The organism is Paraburkholderia sp. FW306-02-B, assembly GCF_058782725.1.
Window position 1 is genome coordinate 3331609 of sequence record NZ_JBYSXZ010000001.1, and the last position, 17536, is coordinate 3349144.

The 17536-nt window shown below is 60.7% G+C and carries 17 protein-coding genes and 2 tRNA genes; 1 reads left to right on the top strand and 18 read right to left on the bottom strand.

What is annotated here, in order from left to right:
• Positions 1–34 precede the first annotated feature (34 nt).
• The 17 genes from AC3WOG_RS14695 to AC3WOG_RS14775 all read right to left on the bottom strand — a co-directional run bounded on the left by AC3WOG_RS14695 (position 35) and on the right by AC3WOG_RS14775 (position 16172).
• Positions 35–1408, bottom strand: a complete 1374-nt coding sequence (locus AC3WOG_RS14695) for an LLM class flavin-dependent oxidoreductase (RefSeq protein ID WP_492578679.1) — start codon at positions 1406–1408, stop codon at positions 35–37.
• Between the two features lie 219 nt (positions 1409–1627).
• Positions 1628–1879 (bottom strand): hypothetical protein, encoded by a 252-nt coding sequence (locus AC3WOG_RS14700; RefSeq protein ID WP_492578680.1) that lies wholly within the window; start codon positions 1877–1879, stop codon positions 1628–1630.
• 430 nt (positions 1880–2309) lie between these two features.
• A tRNA-Pro gene (locus AC3WOG_RS14705) sits at positions 2310–2386 on the bottom strand.
• A 64-nt stretch (positions 2387–2450) separates the two neighbouring features.
• On the bottom strand, positions 2451–2858 hold the full coding sequence (locus AC3WOG_RS14710) for a MerR family transcriptional regulator (protein ID WP_341314886.1): 408 nt from the start codon (positions 2856–2858) through the stop codon (positions 2451–2453).
• Between the two features lie 46 nt (positions 2859–2904).
• Positions 2905–3315 carry an integration host factor subunit alpha gene (locus AC3WOG_RS14715; protein ID WP_054040433.1) on the bottom strand — a complete coding sequence of 137 codons (411 nt, stop codon included), beginning with the start codon at positions 3313–3315 and terminating at the stop codon, positions 2905–2907.
• Positions 3316–3384: 69 nt separating this feature from the next.
• A complete protein-coding gene (gene pheT / locus AC3WOG_RS14720) occupies positions 3385–5820 on the bottom strand; it encodes a phenylalanine--tRNA ligase subunit beta (RefSeq protein ID WP_492578681.1) in 2436 nt (811 codons plus the stop codon).
• A gap of 152 nt (positions 5821–5972) precedes the next feature.
• On the bottom strand, positions 5973–6986 hold the full coding sequence (pheS, locus tag AC3WOG_RS14725; protein ID WP_492578682.1) for a phenylalanine--tRNA ligase subunit alpha: 1014 nt from the start codon (positions 6984–6986) through the stop codon (positions 5973–5975).
• A 157-nt stretch (positions 6987–7143) separates the two neighbouring features.
• Entirely contained in the window at positions 7144–7503 is a 360-nt protein-coding gene (rplT, locus tag AC3WOG_RS14730; RefSeq protein WP_006052502.1) for a 50S ribosomal protein L20, read from the bottom strand.
• A 29-nt stretch (positions 7504–7532) separates the two neighbouring features.
• Positions 7533–7730: a 50S ribosomal protein L35 gene (gene rpmI, locus AC3WOG_RS14735; RefSeq protein WP_012433738.1), complete on the bottom strand. Its 198-nt coding sequence runs from the start codon at positions 7728–7730 to the stop codon at positions 7533–7535.
• Positions 7731–7967: 237 nt separating this feature from the next.
• Positions 7968–8492, bottom strand: a complete 525-nt coding sequence (gene infC, locus AC3WOG_RS14740; RefSeq protein WP_084585254.1) for a translation initiation factor IF-3 — start codon at positions 8490–8492, stop codon at positions 7968–7970.
• Positions 8493–8541: 49 nt separating this feature from the next.
• Positions 8542–10449, bottom strand: a complete 1908-nt coding sequence (thrS, locus tag AC3WOG_RS14745; protein ID WP_492578683.1) for a threonine--tRNA ligase — start codon at positions 10447–10449, stop codon at positions 8542–8544.
• Positions 10450–10701: 252 nt separating this feature from the next.
• Positions 10702–10778 (bottom strand) — tRNA-Val (locus AC3WOG_RS14750).
• Between the two features lie 135 nt (positions 10779–10913).
• Positions 10914–13160: a RelA/SpoT family protein gene (locus AC3WOG_RS14755; RefSeq protein WP_492578684.1), complete on the bottom strand. Its 2247-nt coding sequence runs from the start codon at positions 13158–13160 to the stop codon at positions 10914–10916.
• Positions 13161–13222: 62 nt separating this feature from the next.
• Positions 13223–13576 carry a RidA family protein gene (locus tag AC3WOG_RS14760; RefSeq protein ID WP_492578685.1) on the bottom strand — a complete coding sequence of 118 codons (354 nt, stop codon included), beginning with the start codon at positions 13574–13576 and terminating at the stop codon, positions 13223–13225.
• Between the two features lie 83 nt (positions 13577–13659).
• Positions 13660–14571: an alpha/beta fold hydrolase gene (locus AC3WOG_RS14765; RefSeq protein ID WP_492578686.1), complete on the bottom strand. Its 912-nt coding sequence runs from the start codon at positions 14569–14571 to the stop codon at positions 13660–13662.
• 252 nt (positions 14572–14823) lie between these two features.
• Positions 14824–15465 (bottom strand): CoA transferase subunit B, encoded by a 642-nt coding sequence (locus AC3WOG_RS14770; protein WP_028200193.1) that lies wholly within the window; start codon positions 15463–15465, stop codon positions 14824–14826.
• A 2-nt stretch (positions 15466–15467) separates the two neighbouring features.
• A complete protein-coding gene (locus tag AC3WOG_RS14775; RefSeq protein WP_492578687.1) occupies positions 15468–16172 on the bottom strand; it encodes a CoA transferase subunit A in 705 nt (234 codons plus the stop codon).
• 267 nt (positions 16173–16439) lie between these two features.
• On the opposite strand from AC3WOG_RS14775, the gene AC3WOG_RS14780 reads away from it, so the two are divergent.
• Positions 16440–16985, top strand: coding sequence for a LuxR C-terminal-related transcriptional regulator (locus AC3WOG_RS14780; protein WP_341314876.1), 546 nt, complete (start codon positions 16440–16442; stop codon positions 16983–16985).
• 57 nt (positions 16986–17042) lie between these two features.
• Here AC3WOG_RS14780 and AC3WOG_RS14785 read toward each other — a convergent pair whose 3' ends face one another.
• Positions 17043–17474, bottom strand: coding sequence for an acyl-CoA thioesterase (locus AC3WOG_RS14785; protein WP_492578688.1), 432 nt, complete (start codon positions 17472–17474; stop codon positions 17043–17045).
• Positions 17475–17536: the final 62 nt, after the last annotated feature.

A 17536-nucleotide genomic window follows, 5' to 3' on the forward strand; every position in this document is an offset into this window, starting at 1 on the left:
CTGTCTCACGCCGCACGTGCCCAACCTGCCGCAATCAAGCCGGCAAGCCCCATCTCAAAGCTGCACCAATATGCTCGTCCGGCAGATGCGCTCGCCCACTGCCGAACAGTTTTTCGCGCAACGTCCCTTCGGCATATGCGGTCTTGTACGCACCGCGTTCCTGCAACTCGGGGATCACCAGATCGATGAAGTCGCTGTAGCATTCCGGCGTGACGGTCCGCGCCAGGTTAAAACCATCGATATCGGTTTGCTCGATCCACCCAATCAGCTCATCGGCGACCTGCGAAGGAGTGCCGACAATCGCCGGATAGCGGCCGCCTAATTGCAGTTCTTCGCGCAGAATCTGAGCGACAGTGCGCTCCTTGCTCGCGCCGGTGAGGTTCTTCATCACCGATTCGATTGCGTTGTTTTTTGCGTAGCGAATCGGCTCGTCCGGCGCGTAGCGAGAAAAATCGATGCCGCTCGAACTGGCATAGTGCGCGAGGCCTGCTTCCGGGCTCGCGTAGCGCATGTATTCGGCGTACTTCTCGCGCGCTTCCTTTTCGGTCGGCGCCACGATGACGGACAAACCCATGAAGAACTTGATGTCCTCTGGATTGCGTCCTTCGTTGCGCACTGCCGCGCGCACGTCGGCCACCAGTTGCTTCAGCGCGGCCGGCTTCTGCTGCGAAACGAATACGCACTCCGCATGACGCGCCGCGAACTGCTGACCGCGCCCCGACGAGCCCGCCTGAAAAATGACTGGCGTGCGTTGCGGCGACGGCTCGGACAGGTGATAACCGTCGACGTTGTAGTACTGCCCGCGATGTTCGATCCGATGCACCTTGGTGGGATCCGCATAGATGCGGGCCTCGCGGTCAGCTCGCACTGCGCCCTCTTGCCAACTGCCCTCCCACAACTTATAGGCGACTTCGAGGAATTCGTCGGCGCGATCGTAGCGCTCGTCATGCGCGATCTGTTGACCGAGTCCCATCGCCCGGGCCGCGCTTTCGAGGTAACCGGTGACGACGTTCCAGCCGACCCGGCCGCCGGTCAGATGATCGAGCGTGGAAAAGCGGCGCGCGAGCAGATAAGGTAATTCATGGGTCAGATTGACGGTCACGCCGAAGCCGAGATGCTGCGTGACAGCGGCCATCGCCGGCACGGTCAGCAAGGGATCGTTGACCGGCAACTGGATCGACTCCTTTAGCGGCAGCTCGACCGATTGCTGATATACGTCGTACACGCCGACGATATCCGCGATGAACAGGCCATCGAACAAGCCGCGCTCGAGCAGCTTCGCGAGATCGGTCCAGTACGACAGCTTCTTGTAGTCCACCGACTGATCGCGTGGATGCGTCCACAAACCGTGATTGATATGGCCCACGCAATTCATGTTGAACGCGTTCAGCAGAATCTGCTTCGTCATGACGGTATGTTCCGGTGTTGGCTGTGATTCGCGGCGGTTTCAGATCGTGCCGCTCCGCGCAGGCAGGCGCCTATGGCCATCAGGAGACACTATGAAAGAGACGTGGCCGAACCCGAACCAATTAATTGTCATTTCTAAAGAAGCATCGGTTTGGTCGCCCGGGCTTGGGCCGTCACTCCGGCGTACCGCGCGTTCGACCAGACACGGCGCGCCAGGCTGTCATTCAGGCGGGATGTCGAGCGGCACGACGAACATGCCTGCGGTGTAATCCATATGAAAATAACCGCTGCGAGCGTAAGCGGCGATGCGTTCCAATTGCTCAGGCGAATGACGGCCGTGTATCGTGGCCGCCGCCGCTTCATGCGGGAGGTCGTGTGTGGTGGAAGTGGACTCGCGTGTTTTCCAACGCTTCTGCACGGTACGCGCCGGATGTCGAAGGCCGTCCCAGATAAGCGCCGCTGCGTTCGCCATGATGCGACTCCGTTGACTCGTTGCTCCGCTAAATAATCTAGCGATCTGAATCGGGGAGCGCAAAGAAGCTTTTGTGGATTGCTTTGGGGTGAAATCGTCGAACCCTGATCATGCTGGAGCTAGTGCGCCTTCCAGGCGCTATTGGCAGCGCGGCACGGGCTTGTCTTCACGGAGCGAAGTCTCGTGCGCTCGCCGCGAGTTGAAATGTGGCGGTGACGTCGTTGGCTCCTGGAGATGTTGCATTCGACATCTTGCTGGTGCTGGCCGCGGGCCCAAGGCCTGGTCATCAGCAAAGATCAGGTGATGGCGACGACCGTATGATGGGCGCGCATTGCAGAGGAAAACACGCTCGGGGCGAGGATTTCCATCCAAGGTGCGTGAAATAGCAAAAGGCCTTATGGACATACATCCATAAGGCCTTGATTTCCGTTGGTCGGGGCGAGAGGATTTGAACCTCCGACCACCTGCACCCCATGCAGGTACGCTACCAGGCTGCGCTACGCCCCGAACAGCACAAAATTATAACAGACACTTCATTCGATTAGAACCGCCACACACCAACAAAGCGAACTTAGTGGCTCAACAAATCGATCACATGCAGCAACTCTTTACGTAACTGGTCGACATCGACAACGGCCGTCGACGCAGCCGGCGCCGCCACGCCTTCGCCCTCTTCGACCACATCGGCCGGCGCGCCGTGCGCACCGCCGCCAGGTGAATCAAGCCGATTGCGCGCACCGTTGATCGTGAAGCCCTGTTCATACAACAACTCACGAATCCGCCGGATCAACAGCACCTCATGGTGCTGGTAGTACCGGCGATTGCCGCGCCGCTTGACCGGCCTCAACTGCGTGAACTCCTGTTCCCAATAGCGCAGCACATGCGGCTTCACGCCGCACAGTTCGCTGACCTCACCAATCGTGAAGTAGCGCTTCGCCGGAATCGGAGGCAAGACGACTTTTTCGATCGTCGCTGTCATCGTCAGTTAGCCGTCGTGGTGGGTTGCGCAGGAACGCGCCAGTCGATCAGCGCGCGAAGCTCGCTTCAGCGCCGTTCTCGACCAGTGCCTTCAGCTTTTGACTTGCATGGAACGTCACAACGCGGCGCGCAGCGATTGGAATCGCTTCGCCGGTCTTCGGATTTCTACCGGGACGCTGGGGTTTGTCGCGCAACTGGAAGTTGCCGAACCCCGACAGCTTCACGCTATCGCCACTCTCCAGCGCATCGCGGATCACCTCGAAGAACGCTTCGACCATGTCTTTGGCTTCCCGCTTGTTGAGCCCGACATTGTCGAACAGCAACTCGGCAAGTTCAGCTTTGGTGAGCGTCGGCGTTTCGGTGGAAACGGCGGCGGGTGATGTCGGAATATCGCGAATCATGGCGCTGCGTTGCGCCGTAAGAAGGGCTTCGAAATCACTCGAGTTCATTTCATTCATATCTATCAAATGGCGCGCCAAGCAGAAACGGAGGTTGCGAAAAATTGCCGTGCAAATGTTAAATGCGGGTTATCCACGCAACCGTGCGCCATATACTCGAGCCAGACGTTCCACCAGAGTTTGAATAGCCAGATCGACCGTTTCATCCTGAAGGGTTCCGCCAGTATCTTGCAAGGTCACACGGAACGCAAGGCTTTTCTCGTGAACAGCCAGACCACCGGAAGTGTTTGATTTTGGACGGAATTCATCAAAAAGCGCAACCCTCTGAACAGTCTTGCAGGCCTCTTCGGACTGGGCCTTTTGCAGCTCGTCCAGCAGTGCCTGAACCTCGATTTTCTGATCGACGACCACCGCAATATCGCGACGCACCGGCGGGAATTTGGACACTTCCGCCGGAGTCGGCAATACGCGCTGCATTAATGCTTCCGCTTCGATTTCAAAAAGAATCGGCGCATGCGGCAAATCATATTTCTGCATCCAGCGCGGATGCAATTCGCCAATCCAGCCGACTGCTCGACCATCCAGTTCAATCCGTGCGCTGCGGCCCGGATGCAGTGCCGGATGCGCCGCTTTCGCGAAACGCGCCACCGCCGGTGCGAGCACCGCCTCCAGATCGCCCTTCACATCGAAGTAGTCGACCGTACGGGTTTGCGCGCCCCACTGTTCTTCGAGCGCGGGACCGTAGGCGAGCGCACCGATCATCTTCGGCTGCGCGAAACCTTCGACCATCAACTCACCTGCCTTGATCGACGGATCGTGCAGGAAGACGCGGCCGGCTTCGAATACGCGCACGCGATCGGCCGCGCGACGGTTCAGGTTCGTGCGCAGCACGTCGAGCAGACTGCCGAACAGTGTGGTGCGCATCACCGAATACTGGCTGGCGATCGGATTCAACAGACGTACCGGCTTGTCGTTGCCCGCGAAGTCCTGCTCCCACTGCGCATCGACGAAACTGAAATTGACTGTTTCCGCGTAATCGCGCGCGGCGAGCGCGTGACGAATCACGTGGATCGAGCGCTGCGTTTCGTTGGTCGCGCGCATTTCGCTGGTCGCGACCGGCGGACGTGCCGGGATCTTTTCGAAGCCGTAGATTCGCGCGACTTCTTCGATCAGGTCTTCTTCGATTTCGATGTCGAAGCGGTAAGACGGCGGCATCACCGAGAAGGTATCGCCGTCGCGTTCGAACGTGAGGCCGAGGCGCGTGAAGATTTGCGCGATTTCGTCCGCATCGATCTTGATGCCGATAATGCGGTTCGCACGCGCGACACGCATTTTCACCGGCGTGCGTTGCGGCACGTTGACGATCTGATCGTCGACCGGGCCGGCTTCGCCTCCACAGATATCGAGGATCAACCGCGTGATGCGCTCGATATGCTCGACGGTGGTCGCATAGTCGACACCACGCTCGAAACGATGGCCGGCATCGGTCGAGAAGTTGTACTTGCGCGAGCGGCCGCGAATGCTATCTGGCCACCAGAACGCGGCTTCGAGATAAATGTTGGTGGTATCGAGCGTGACGGCCGTGCTGTCGCCGCCCATGATGCCGGCAAGGCTCTCGATGTGCTGGTCATCGGCAATGACGCCGACGGTTTCATCGAGTTCGACGGTGTTGCCGTTCAGCAGTTTGAGCGTTTCGCCTTTGCGGCCCCAACGCACGTCCATGCCGCCGTGGATCTTGTCGAGATCGAACACGTGCGACGGGCGGCCGAGTTCGAGCATCACATAGTTCGAGATATCGACAAGCGCTGAAATGCTGCGCTGACCCGAACGCTCGAGACGCTGAACCATCCATTGCGGCGACTTCGCGCGCGCGTTCACGCCGCGAATCACGCGGCCCGAAAAACGGCCGCACAGATCGGGGGCCGAGATTTTGACGGGCAACGTTTCGTTGAGCTTCACTTCGACCGGCTTGATCTCGAGCGGACGCAACGGCGCACCGGTAATCGCCGAAGTTTCGCGCGCCACGCCGAACACCGACAGGCAGTCCGCCTTGTTCGGCGTCAGCTTGATTTCGAAGATGGTGTCGTCGAGGTTCAGCGTTGCGCGGATGTCCTGGCCGATCGGCGTATCTTCCGGCAGGATCATCAGGCCGCTATGATCTTCGGAAAGCTTCAGTTCACGTGCCGAGCACAGCATCCCCTGGCTTTCCACGCCGCGCAGCTTCGAGAGCTTGATCGCGAACGGCGCGCCGCCCTCTTCGGCCGGCGGCAGTTGCGCGCCGACCAGCGCGACCGGCACCTTGATGCCCGGCGCGACATTCGGCGCACCGCACACGATGTTCAGCGTGGCGCCCGTGCCGGCGTCGACCTGACACACGTTGAGCTTGTCCGCGTCCGGGTGCTTGACGACTTCCAGCACCTGGCCCACGACGATCTTCGAGGTCGGCGGCGCGGCCGGCCGCAGGTCTTCAACTTCGAGACCCGCCATCGTCAACGCGTGCGACAGTTCATCGGTCGTCAGTTGCGGATCGACAAAGGTTCTCAGCCAGGATTCCGGGAATTGCATGGTTCTGTGTACGTTCTGATCAGGTTAGGTCCACGTCCGGCGGTGCTTTACGTGTTGCGGTACCAGTGATTCACCTGGCACTGCCGGGGACGCTGCTGGCGGCACTGCGTGCAGTGCCGCGCTCTATGCTTGTCGCGTTCGTACGCGTCAGTTCACGCGAATTGACGCAGGAAACGCAGGTCGTTTTCGAAGAACAGACGCAGGTCTTGCACGCCGTATCGCAACATCGTGAGCCGTTCGAGGCCGCTGCCGAAAGCAAAGCCGATGTAGCGCTCGGGGTCGAGGCCCATGTTGCGGATCACCGTGGGGTGAACCTGGCCGGAACCCGAAATTTCGAGCCACTTGCCGGCGTTCTTGCCCGATTCGAACTGCATGTCGATCTCGGCCGACGGTTCGGTAAACGGAAAGTACGACGGACGGAAGCGCACGAGAATGTCGTCGCGCTCGAAGAATTTCTTGAGGAAGTCGGTATAAACGCCCTTCAGGTCCGCGAAGCTGATGTTCTCGTCGATCCACAGGCCTTCAACCTGATTGAACATCGGCGAGTGGGTCGCGTCGCTGTCCACACGATAGGTGCGGCCCGGCACGATCACCTTGATCGGCGGCGTGTTGGTGCGCGCGTAGCGCACCTGCATCGGGCTGGTATGCGTGCGCAGCAGCAACTGGCGGCCGTCGGCATCTGTGCCGTCGACATAGAAGGTGTCCTGCATCGAACGCGCTGGATGGTTTTCCGGGCTGTTCAGCGAGGTGAAGTTGTACCAGTCGGTCTCGATTTCGGGGCCGTCGGCCACGTCGAATCCGATCGTACGGAAAATCTGTTCGACGCGCTCCCATGTACGCATTACCGGGTGCAGGCTGCCGGCACCGGTGCCGCGGCCGGGCAGCGTGACGTCGATGGCTTCAGCGGCGAGGCGCTGGTTCAGCAACGCGTCGGCCAGCGCCTGACGGCGGGCCGTCAACGCGGCTTCCACTTGTTGCTTGACGAGGTTGATCCGTGCGCCTTCGGTCTTGCGCGTTTCGGGATCGAGTTTGCCAAGGCCCTTCAACAGCTCGGTCAGCGCACCCGATTTGCCGAGAAAGCGGGCTTTCTCGTTCTCGAGGGTGGTGACGTCAGAGGCTTCTGCGAAGGCTTTTTGCGCGTCGGCGACAATCTGGTCCAGATCCATTGATCCCATCATTTCAACGTCAGTGTTCAATCGAAGCAAAACTGGTTCTAACAACAAAAACGGGGCTCGGTGAGGAGCCCCGTTTTTGTTGCAGCGTCACCGAGACTACCGGATGTTCGCTGCAACGAACCACGCAGTTTAATTGCCCAAAGCGCAATCAGGCTGCAACGGCGGCTTTCACCTGCTGAACGATCGCAGCAAAAGCAGCCTTGTCGAACACAGCCATGTCGGCCAGCACCTTGCGGTCGAGTTCGATCGAAGCCTTCTTCAGGCCGTTGATGAACACGCTGTACGTCATGTCGTGCTGACGCACCGCCGCGTTGATACGCGTGATCCACAATGCACGGAACACACGCTTCTTGTTGCGGCGATCGCGGTAGGCGTATTGGCCTGCGCGCATGACCGCCTGCTTGGCGATGCGATAGACGTTATTGCGACGGCCGCGGTAACCCTTGGCCAGCTTGATGATCTTCTTGTGACGGGCCCGTGCGGTAACCCCACGTTTTACTCGAGGCATGTTTCGCTCCTATGAGTTTCGGTTAAGGGTTAAGCGAACGGCAGCATTGCGCGCACGGAGTTCATATCTGCATCATGAACTGCCGTCGAACCGCGCAAATGGCGTTTGTTCTTGGTGGTCTTCTTGGTAAGAATGTGGCGCTTGAAGGCTTGACCGCGCTTGACGGTACCGCCCGGACGCACCACGAAGCGCTTTGCAGCACTCTTCTTGGTCTTCATCTTCGGCATGACAACTCCATTATTAGATGGATATGGGTGTGCGGTCGGCCAGATAGCCACAACCCGCCCTTCGAAACCCACTCCACTTGGTATGCAGACCACCGATGCTGCTGGCGGCCGCTTTTCAGGAACCGGCGCCCATTTGCCTGGACACCGTTCCGAAACCTGCCGATGCTGCACCGGACACCCGCCGCAGCATCGTTTGAATCTTGTACAACTAGCGCGCGCCGCATGGCGCGCAGCCGCTTACTTCTTTTTCTTCGGAGCGAGCACCATGATCATCTGGCGCCCTTCCATTTTCGGCATCTGCTCGACCTGACCAACTTCGTCGAGGTCCGTGCGCAGGCGCTCGAGCATGCGCATACCGATTTCCTGGTGGGCCATTTCGCGGCCACGGAAACGCAACGTGATTTTCGTCTTGTCGCCGTCCTCGAGGAAGCGAATGAGGTTGCGCAGCTTGACGTTGTAGTCACCGTCATCGGTACCCGGGCGGAATTTGACTTCCTTGACCTGGACGACCTTCTGCTTGAGCTTGGCCTCGTGTTGCTTCTTCGCTTCCGAGTACTTGAACTTGCCGTAGTCCATCAAGCGGCAAACCGGCGGAACCGCTTGCGGAGCGATTTCGACCAGATCCACGTCTTGCTGTTCCGACATGCGGAACGCATCAGCGAGTTTCACGATGCCGAGCGGTTCGTTCTCGACTCCGACCAGACGCACCTCTGGTGCCGTAATTTCACCGTTGATGCGGTGCGCAGACTTATCAGTAGCGATGTTACGTTTCCTCTAAAAATTAAAAAAACGAGCCGCGCTGCCAAGTGGCTCAATTGAACGACTGCACATCCTGGCGCAGACGCTCAATGAAGGCATCGAGGGGCATCACACCCAGATCGATACCACCACGGGCACGCACGGCTACCGTTTGGGCATCACGCTCTTTGTCGCCGACCACAAGGAGATACGGCACCTTTTCCAGCGTGTGCTCGCGTATTTTATAGCTAATCTTCTCGTTGCGCAAATCAGCCTCGACTCTAACCCCTTGTTTTTGCAACGATTGAGCTAGAGACTGTGCATATTCAGCCTGACTTTCCGCGATATTCATCACCACAACCTGCATCGGCGCAAGCCATGATGGCATTGCACCAGCATGGTGCTCGATCAGAATACCGAGAAAACGCTCCATTGATCCGACGATTGCCCGGTGCAACATAATCGGCCGGCGGCGGCTGTTGTCTTCAGCCACATATTCAGCACCCAGACGCTCCGGCAGCACCATATCGAGCTGCAACGTGCCGCATTGCCACGAGCGGCCGAGCGCGTCCTTGATGTGGTATTCGACCTTCGGGCCGTAGAACGCGCCCTCGCCCTGCAACTCTTCCCAGCTCACGCCGCAGGCGGTCAGCGCTTCGCGCAGGCCTTGCTCCGCGCGATCCCACGTTTCATCCGTGCCGGCGCGCGCATCCGGGCGCAGCGACAGCTTGATGTCGATGTGATCGAAGCCGAAGTCCTTGTACACGCTCATCGCCAGCGTATTGAACGCGATCGATTCGCTGATGAACTGGTCTTCGGTACAGAAAATGTGTGCGTCGTCCTGCACGAAGCCGCGCACGCGCATCAGACCGTGCAGCGCGCCCGACGATTCATTGCGATGGCACGAGCCGAATTCCGCGTAACGCAGCGGCAAATCGCGATACGAGCGCAGACCGTGGTTGAACACCTGCACGTGACCCGGACAGTTCATCGGCTTGATCGCGTAGTCGCGCTTTTCCGATTCCGTCGTGAACATGTTTTCACGATAGTTCTGCCAGTGGCCCGACGCTTCCCACAGCGAGCGGTCCATGATCATCGGCGTCTTGATTTCGAGGTAGCCGGCGCCGTTCACGCGGCGGCGCATGTACTGCTCGACCTGCTGCCACAGCGTCCAGCCGCGCGGATGCCAGAACACCATGCCCGGCGACTCGTCCTGCATGTGGAACAGATCGAGTTGCTTGCCGAGCTTGCGGTGATCGCGCTTCTCCGCCTCTTCGAGCATGTGCAGATACGCTTCCTGGTCTTCCTTCTTCGTCCAGGCCGTACCGTAAATGCGCTGCAGCTGTTCGTTCTTCGAATCGCCGCGCCAGTAGGCGCCGGCCACCTTCATCAGCTTGAAGACCTTCAGCTTGCCGGTGGACGGCACGTGCGGGCCGCGGCACAGGTCGGTGAAACCGCCATGCGAGTACAGCCTGATTTCATCGGTAACAGGGATCGACTCAATGATCTCGGCCTTGTACTTTTCGCCGATGCTCTTGAAATAGTCCACCGCTTCGCCGCGCGTCACCACGCGGCGCGAGACCGGCTCGTCTTTCTTCGCGAGTTCCTGCATGCGCTTTTCGATCTTCTCGAGATCTTCAGGCGTGAAGGGACGGCTGTACGCGAAGTCGTAGTAAAAGCCGTTGTCGATCACCGGACCGATCGTGACTTGCGCTTCCGGGTACAGATCCTTCACCGCGTAGGCGAGCAAGTGCGCCGCGGAGTGACGAATGATGTCGAGACCGTCAGGGTCTTTTTCGGTGACGATGGCGAGCGCCACGTCGCGATCGATCAGCGTGGACGTGTCCACCAACTCGCCGTCGATCTTGCCGCCGAGCGCGGCCTTCGCGAGACCAGGGCCGATCGACGCGGCCACTTCGGCGACGGTCACCGGATGCTCGTACTGTCGAACAGAACCGTCAGGCAGACGTATCGAAACCATTGCGTTCTCCGTGGTGCCGACCGGCGGCGGCACATACAACCAGGTCAAAAAGCCAAAAAAAAATGCGGCCCCGCTTTCGAGGGGCCGCATTCACATTTCCTGCAAACTACATTGGCGAAAGTGGTCCTCGACTAGCGTCGCTCCGAAGTAGTTTCGGTCAACGTTCGCGGTGTCATAACCGTATTCGCCTTTTGCGCCGAGGCGCTTCCTGCAGCTTGCGAAACCCCGGCAAAACCGGAATTTCTCTTTCGTTGGTAGGCTCGATTGGACTCGAACCAACGACCCCCACCATGTCAAGGTGGTGCTCTAACCAGCTGAGCTACGAGCCTGAAGAAACGAGATTATATGGAGCCCCACATCGCTTGGCAAGTACTTTTATGCACCGACTTTAAATTTCTACCCACACGCTAATGTCTCGGCGGTCTCAGCAGATGCGCGCCGATACCCGCGGCCGGGCACGCGCGTCACCCCTTGCGCGAAGCGCGCACCACACCCGTCACTTCGCCGAGCAGCGTACACGCGCGCTGAATCTGCGCGGCACTCGACACCTCGACAGTGAACTGCATGAACGCGGCGTTGCGACGCGTCTGCGTCTTCACGCCGATCACGTTCATCTTTTCGCGCGCGAACACTTCGGAGATATCGCGCAGCAGGCCTTGCCGATCCGTTGCGTCGATCGTGAGGTCGACCGGATAGACGGACTGGCCGCGGCCGCTCATCACATCCGCGGACCACGCGGTTTGCAGCACGCGCTCGGGCGCACGTTCAGCCATGCGCAGGAAAGTCGGGCAATCGCTGCGATGAATCGACATGCCTTTGCCGCGCGTGACAAAGCCGCTGATCTCATCGGGCGGTGCCGGCCGGCAGCAGCGCGCCAATTGGGTGAGCAATGCGTCGACGCCGACCACCAGCACGCCGGTCGACGCACCGCGCGCAACGCTCGCGCCGCTGCTCCGTTTCTCGAACTGCTCCGGCGCTTCGACCACGGGCTCGGGCGGCGGCGCGTCGTGCAGCGCCTGCTCGACCAGCCGCAGACTGAACTCTTCCTTGCCGACCACGGAGAACAGATCGTCGGTGGTCTTGAAGCCCAACTTCGCCGCAAGCTGATCGAGATTGACCGATGTCTTGCCCTCGCGCTGCAAGGTCTTTTCGACCATCGCCCGGCCGCTCGCGATGTGCTCCTGTACCTCGACGGCATTGAACCACGCGCGCACTTTCTGCCGTCCCCGCGAACTCTGCAGATACCCCAACTGCGGGTTGAGCCAGTCGCGCGAAGGACCGCCCTCTTTCACCGTGACGATCTCGACCGTCTGGCCGTTTTGCAATGGCGTGTTGAGCGGCACCATCGCGCCGTCGACGCGCGCGCCACGGCAGCGATGCCCCAGCTCGCTATGCAGGTGATACGCGAAGTCCACCGGCGTGGCGCCGTGCGGCAACGGGATCACCCGCGCTTGCGGTGTGAGCACGTAAATGTGGTCGTCGTCGAGCGTGGCCTGGCGCAGTTGTTCCCACGGCTGTGCGGCGCGCTTCTCGCCGTGCTCGCCTTCGGATACTTCGTCTTTCCACGCGAGCAGCTGACGCAGCCACGCAATCTTCTCGTCGTACTTCTCGTCCGCGCTGAACTGGCCGCCGTAACCACGCGTACCCGCTTCCTTATAGCGCCAGTGCGCCGCCACGCCGTACTCAGCGAACTGATGCATTTCCTGCGTGCGGATCTGCACTTCGAACGCGCGGCCGTCGTCGCCGATGACGACCGTGTGCAAAGATTTATAGCCGTTCGGCTTGGGCCGCGAGATGTAGTCGTCGAACTCTTTCGGCACCGGTTGCCACAGGTTGTGCACGATGCCGAGCACGGTGTAGCAATCCTTGATATCCGGCACGATCACGCGAAACGCACGCACGTCGTACAGTTCGGCGAAGTCCAGCTCCTTGCCGCGCATCTTTCGCCAGATGCTGTAGATATGTTTCGGCCGGCCGCTGACTTCAGCGCGAATATGCGCGGCAGCCAGTTCCTGCTGCAAGCGCGCGATTGCCTGCTCGACATAGCTCTCGCGCTCGACACGCTTTTCATCGAGCAGCCTGGCGATGCGCTTGTAGGTGACGGGCTCTTCGAAACGGAACGCGAGGTCTTCGAGTTCCCACTTCAGTTGCCAGATGCCCAGACGATTGGCGAGCGGCGCGTAAATATCGAGCGTCTCGCGCGCGACGTCGGGCGACGGCGTCACTTTCGCCGCCGCGTAATAGCGCAGCGACTGCAGCCGCGACGCGAGCCGGATCAACACCACACGAATGTCTTGCGCGAATGCGAGCAGCATCTTGCGCAGCGCCTCGACCTGTGCGCGCCGCGCCGCTTGTGCGTCACGCCCGGCCTCAGGAATCGCATTCTGCGCGGCGCGCAAGCTGACTGTGCCCAAGCGCAGCAGCTTGCGCACGTCGCCGACCAGTTGCGCGACCTCTTCGCCGAAGTTATCGGCGATCACGCGCTCCGGGTCTTGCAGATGCGGCGTCAGCGCGAACAGCGCCGCCGCCAGAACCGCCGGCGGATCGACGTTGAGCGTGCGCATGATCGACGCCGTACCCGCCGCATGCTCCGCCAGCAACTCGCCCGACGACAGCCGCACCTCGCCCGCGTGTTCGCGCACGAACGCCATCGTTTCGTCGAAGGAAGGAAGAGGTGTTGGCGTGTGTGGAACAGTTGTTTCGGTAGTCATGGTGCGGCGTGCCGCCAGGCGGGACGGATCAACGGAATTTCAACAGCAAAAACAACAATGGCTTAGCTGCGCTGCGCAGCGACCACGACCACTTCGACGAGGCACTTCGGGTTCGCGAGCCTGGCTTCGACGGTAGCGCGCGGCGGCGTAGCGCCTTGTGCGACCCACTCGTCCCACACAGCGTTCATACCGGCGAAATGCGCCATGTCGGAGATGAAAATCTGCACCGACAGCAAATGCGATTTGTCGCTGTTCACTTCAGCCAGCAGACGGTCGATGTGGCCGAGCACTTCGCGCGTCTGACCCGTGATGTCCTGATCCGCGTCTTCGGCGATCTGGCCCGCGAGGTACACGGTGCCGTTGTGCACGGCGATTTCCGAGAGGCGCTTGCCGACGTGGTGACGAATGACTGCCATGAAGAATCCTGAAGTTGGTCGAGAGTTGATCGAAAATGCGTTCCGCATTGCATCCTGTCAAGGGCGCCGTGCGGAACTACATATTATGACGCCTCGGCGGCTGGGCCGATAAAGAACTGCCTTGCGATATCGATCTGATCGGCCGACAGAAACGCCGGCGCATGCCCGACGCCCGCGATTTCCACGCTCGATACCGCGCGCCCGGTCTCGACCATCTTCGCCACGGTTTCACGCGACAGCAGATCCGACTGCTCACCGCGCACCACCAGCACCGGCCCCTGGAATGCGGCCAGCGAATGCCATAGCGCGGCCTCGCCGAGCTTGGTCGCCTCTTCGGTGGTCGCGGCAAACGGCTGCGCGACGCGCGGGTCATAGCGGAATTGCCAGCCGCCGTCCTGCTCGTGCAAAAGCGGCGTATTGATCTCACGCCATTCGTCCGGCGTGAGCGGACCGAAAGTCTGGGCGAGCAACGCAGCGTAATCGATACCTTGTTGCAGCGTGTCGAAACGCACAGGCTTGCCGAGATAATCGCCGATGCGCTCCACGGCCACTGGCTCCAGATGCGGACCGACGTCGTTCAGCAACATCTTGCGGACCGGCGTGTCCGGCAACCCGGCAAGCGCGAGTCCGATCAGGCCGCCCATCGACGTGCCGAACCAGTCGACCGTTTCGACATTGAGGCGCGCGATCAGCGTCACCATATCGGCGACGTATTGCGGCACGCCATAGAAGTTGGGGTTGGCGAGCCACGATGACAAGCCCCGCCCCGCCACATCCGGACACACCACGCGATAAGTGGCGGCGAATTCCGCCGCGAGGCGGTCGAAATCGCGCCCTGAGCGTGTCAAGCCGTGCACGCAGACCAGCACGCGCGGGTTGGCCGGATCGCCCCACTCGGTGTAGGCAATGCGATGCAAGCCAGCGGCGCTCGCGCACTGCACATAACGTTGGCGCGGCACGGGCCGCTCGGCGGTGGAAGCGAACGTTGCGGTCATCGGGGGTTCCTTGCAAAAGCGCTGCGCGGTCCAAAGGCCGAGCAGAATTGAGCGTCCAACCTGCAAACGATTGTAAACCGCTTTGCCGCACGGTAAGGATCGGCCGAACGGTCTAAGACGAGCGAATCGGAACAAACACGCGCCGCACAAAACAAAGCGGGCGAGACTCACGCCTCGCCCGCTTCGGATCATGCCCTGCCGCCGCGCCAGTCAGTTTAGATTACATAAACCGTGACCGGCCCACGACGCAACTCAGCTCACCGCGCTCACATCGAGCGGCGCGCCGGTCTTCGCCTTGATTTCCTCGACACTGACACCCGGCGCCAGTTCGGTCACCTTCAGACCGTCTTCCGTCACTTCGATCACGCCGAGGTCGGTGATGATCTGATCGACCACACCCACGCCCGTCAGCGGCAATGTGCATTCTTCGAGGATCTTGTGCTGATCGCCCTTCGCGACATGCTCCATCAGCACGACCACGCGCTTGACGCCCGCCACCAGGTCCATTGCGCCGCCCATGCCCTTGATCATCTTGCCCGGGATCATCCAGTTGGCCAGGTCGCCCTTCTTGCTGATCTGCATCGCGCCCAGAATCGCCAGATTGATGTGGCCGCCGCGAATCATCGCGAACGAATCCGCCGACGAGAAAATCGACGACCCCGGCAGCGTCGTCACCGTCTGCTTGCCGGCGTTGATCAGGTCGGCATCCACTTCTTCTTCAGTCGGCGACGGGCCGATGCCGAGCAGGCCGTTTTCCGACTGCAGCCACACTTCGACGCCCGGCGGCACGTGGTTCGCCACCAGCGTCGGCAAGCCGATGCCGAGGTTCACGTAAAAGCCGTCCTGCAATTCCTTCGCCGCGCGCGCGGCCATTTCGTCACGAGTCCATGCCATGATCAGTCTCCTTTCGCGCGGACGACGCGTTGTTCGATGCGTTTTTCCGGATGCGCATTGAGCACGATGCGCTGCACGAAGATGCCCGGCGTGTGGATCGCGTCCGGATCGAGCTCGCCCACTTCAACGATTTCCTCGACTTCCGCGACCGTGATCCTGCCGGCCATCGCGCACATCGGGTTGAAGTTGCGCGCGGTGCGGCGATAGATCAGGTTGCCCGATTTGTCGGCCTTCCACGCCTTGACGAGCGCGACGTCGGCCGTCAGCGAATGTTCGAGCACGTAGTGGTTGTCACCAAACTGGCGGGTTTCCTTGCCTTCGGCGATCAGCGTGCCGTAGCCGGTATTCGTGAAGAACGCCGGAATGCCCGAGCCGCCGGCGCGCAGCTTCTCGGCAAGCGTGCCTTGCGGCGTGAATTCGAGCTCGAGTTCGCCGGCCAGATACTGGCGTTCGAACTCCTTGTTTTCGCCGACATACGACGAGATCATCTTCTTGACCTGGCGCGTTTCGAGCAGCAGACCGAGGCCGAAACCGTCGACGCCCGCATTGTTGCTGATACAGGTGATGCCCTGCACCTTCGAATCGCGCAGCGCGCCGATCAGCGCTTCCGGAATGCCGCACAGCCCGAAGCCGCCGACGGCAAACGTCTGCCCGTCCTTGACGATGTCTTTCAGCGCTTCAGCCGCGCCTGGATAGACCTTGTTCATCGTTTGTCCCTTCCTTTATGGAAACCCGAAACCGGTACGCCGGCCGCCGGATCGTTACGGCTGGTATGACGTTCAGCGGGCGCGAGCCCGACACGTCATTCTAGTCATCCGTGGCCGGCTGTGCGCTCAGACTGTCAGGGTTGCCTGATTATTTGCGCCGATGCCCGCCGCGGACGGCTTCGCCGCGTTGTGATGTGCCCGAAAGAGTACGCTGGGCACGCCGTACGGCACAATACGCAAAAATACATAAGTACTTGCCGCCTGCCCATGCCCGCACTGGATTACCAAACCGCTTTTCAACTCGCGCCGATCGGGCTCGTACTGTCGCGCGAACGGATCATCGAAGACTGCAACGACGAGCTGGCGTCGATATTCGGCTGCACGCGCGAGGCGCTGCTCGGCCAGTCGTTCCAGGTGCTGTATCCGTCCACGGATGAGTTCGAGCGGATCGGCGCGCGGATTCCGCCGATCATGACCGCGCAAGGCAGCTACGCGGACGACCGCATCATGAAGCGCGCCAACGGGGAATTGTTCTGGTGCCACGTGACGGGCCGCTCGCGGCAACGCGCCGAGGCACACGCGGCCGGCATCTGGACGTTCGAGGATCTGAGCGCGACGCGGCGCGTCGCGGTCGAGTTGACGCCGCGCGAGCGGGAAATCGCCGCGCAACTGGTGACCGGAAAAACCAGTAAGCAGATCGGACGGGCGCTGGAGATCAGCCCGCGCACGGTCGATGTCTACCGCGCGCGGCTGATGCGCAAATACGATACGGGCAACGCCACCGAGCTGCTGCAGCGCCTGCTCGGGCATTGAGGACTCCGCCCTGAAACGCCGCGCGGCAGTTACCGGCGGGTTGCTCGAAGGTCGCTATCAAGCCGCCTTGACCAGCGCGGCGCGCTCGATGGTCGCGCGCAACAGATCGGGAACCGGCACCGACTTGCCTGCTGCGTAATCGATCCACACGCAGCGCGCGGCGCCACGCGCATAGACGGTGGCGGGGTCGTCGGCGCGGACGAGTTCGAAACCGGTGTCGAAGCTGCTGCGGCCGGGCGTGGCCACCGTCATCCGGCCGATCACGTCGCCGGGATAGTGCAACTGCTTGAGAAACTCCATCGACGCATTGACGATCACCGGCCCCTGCCCGTCGGTGTTGCTGCCGGCGAGACTCAGTTGCTCGAACCAGGAAATCCGCACCTGCTCCATGTAACGGAAATAGACCGTGTTGTTCACATGGCCGAATGCGTCCATGTCGCCCCAGCGGATCGGCATCGACATCTCAAAAACTGCGTGAAAATCGCTCATTGCACTTCTTTTACGGGTTAAAACCAGGTTGAAACCGGCGTGCAGACCGGCGTTGAATCAAG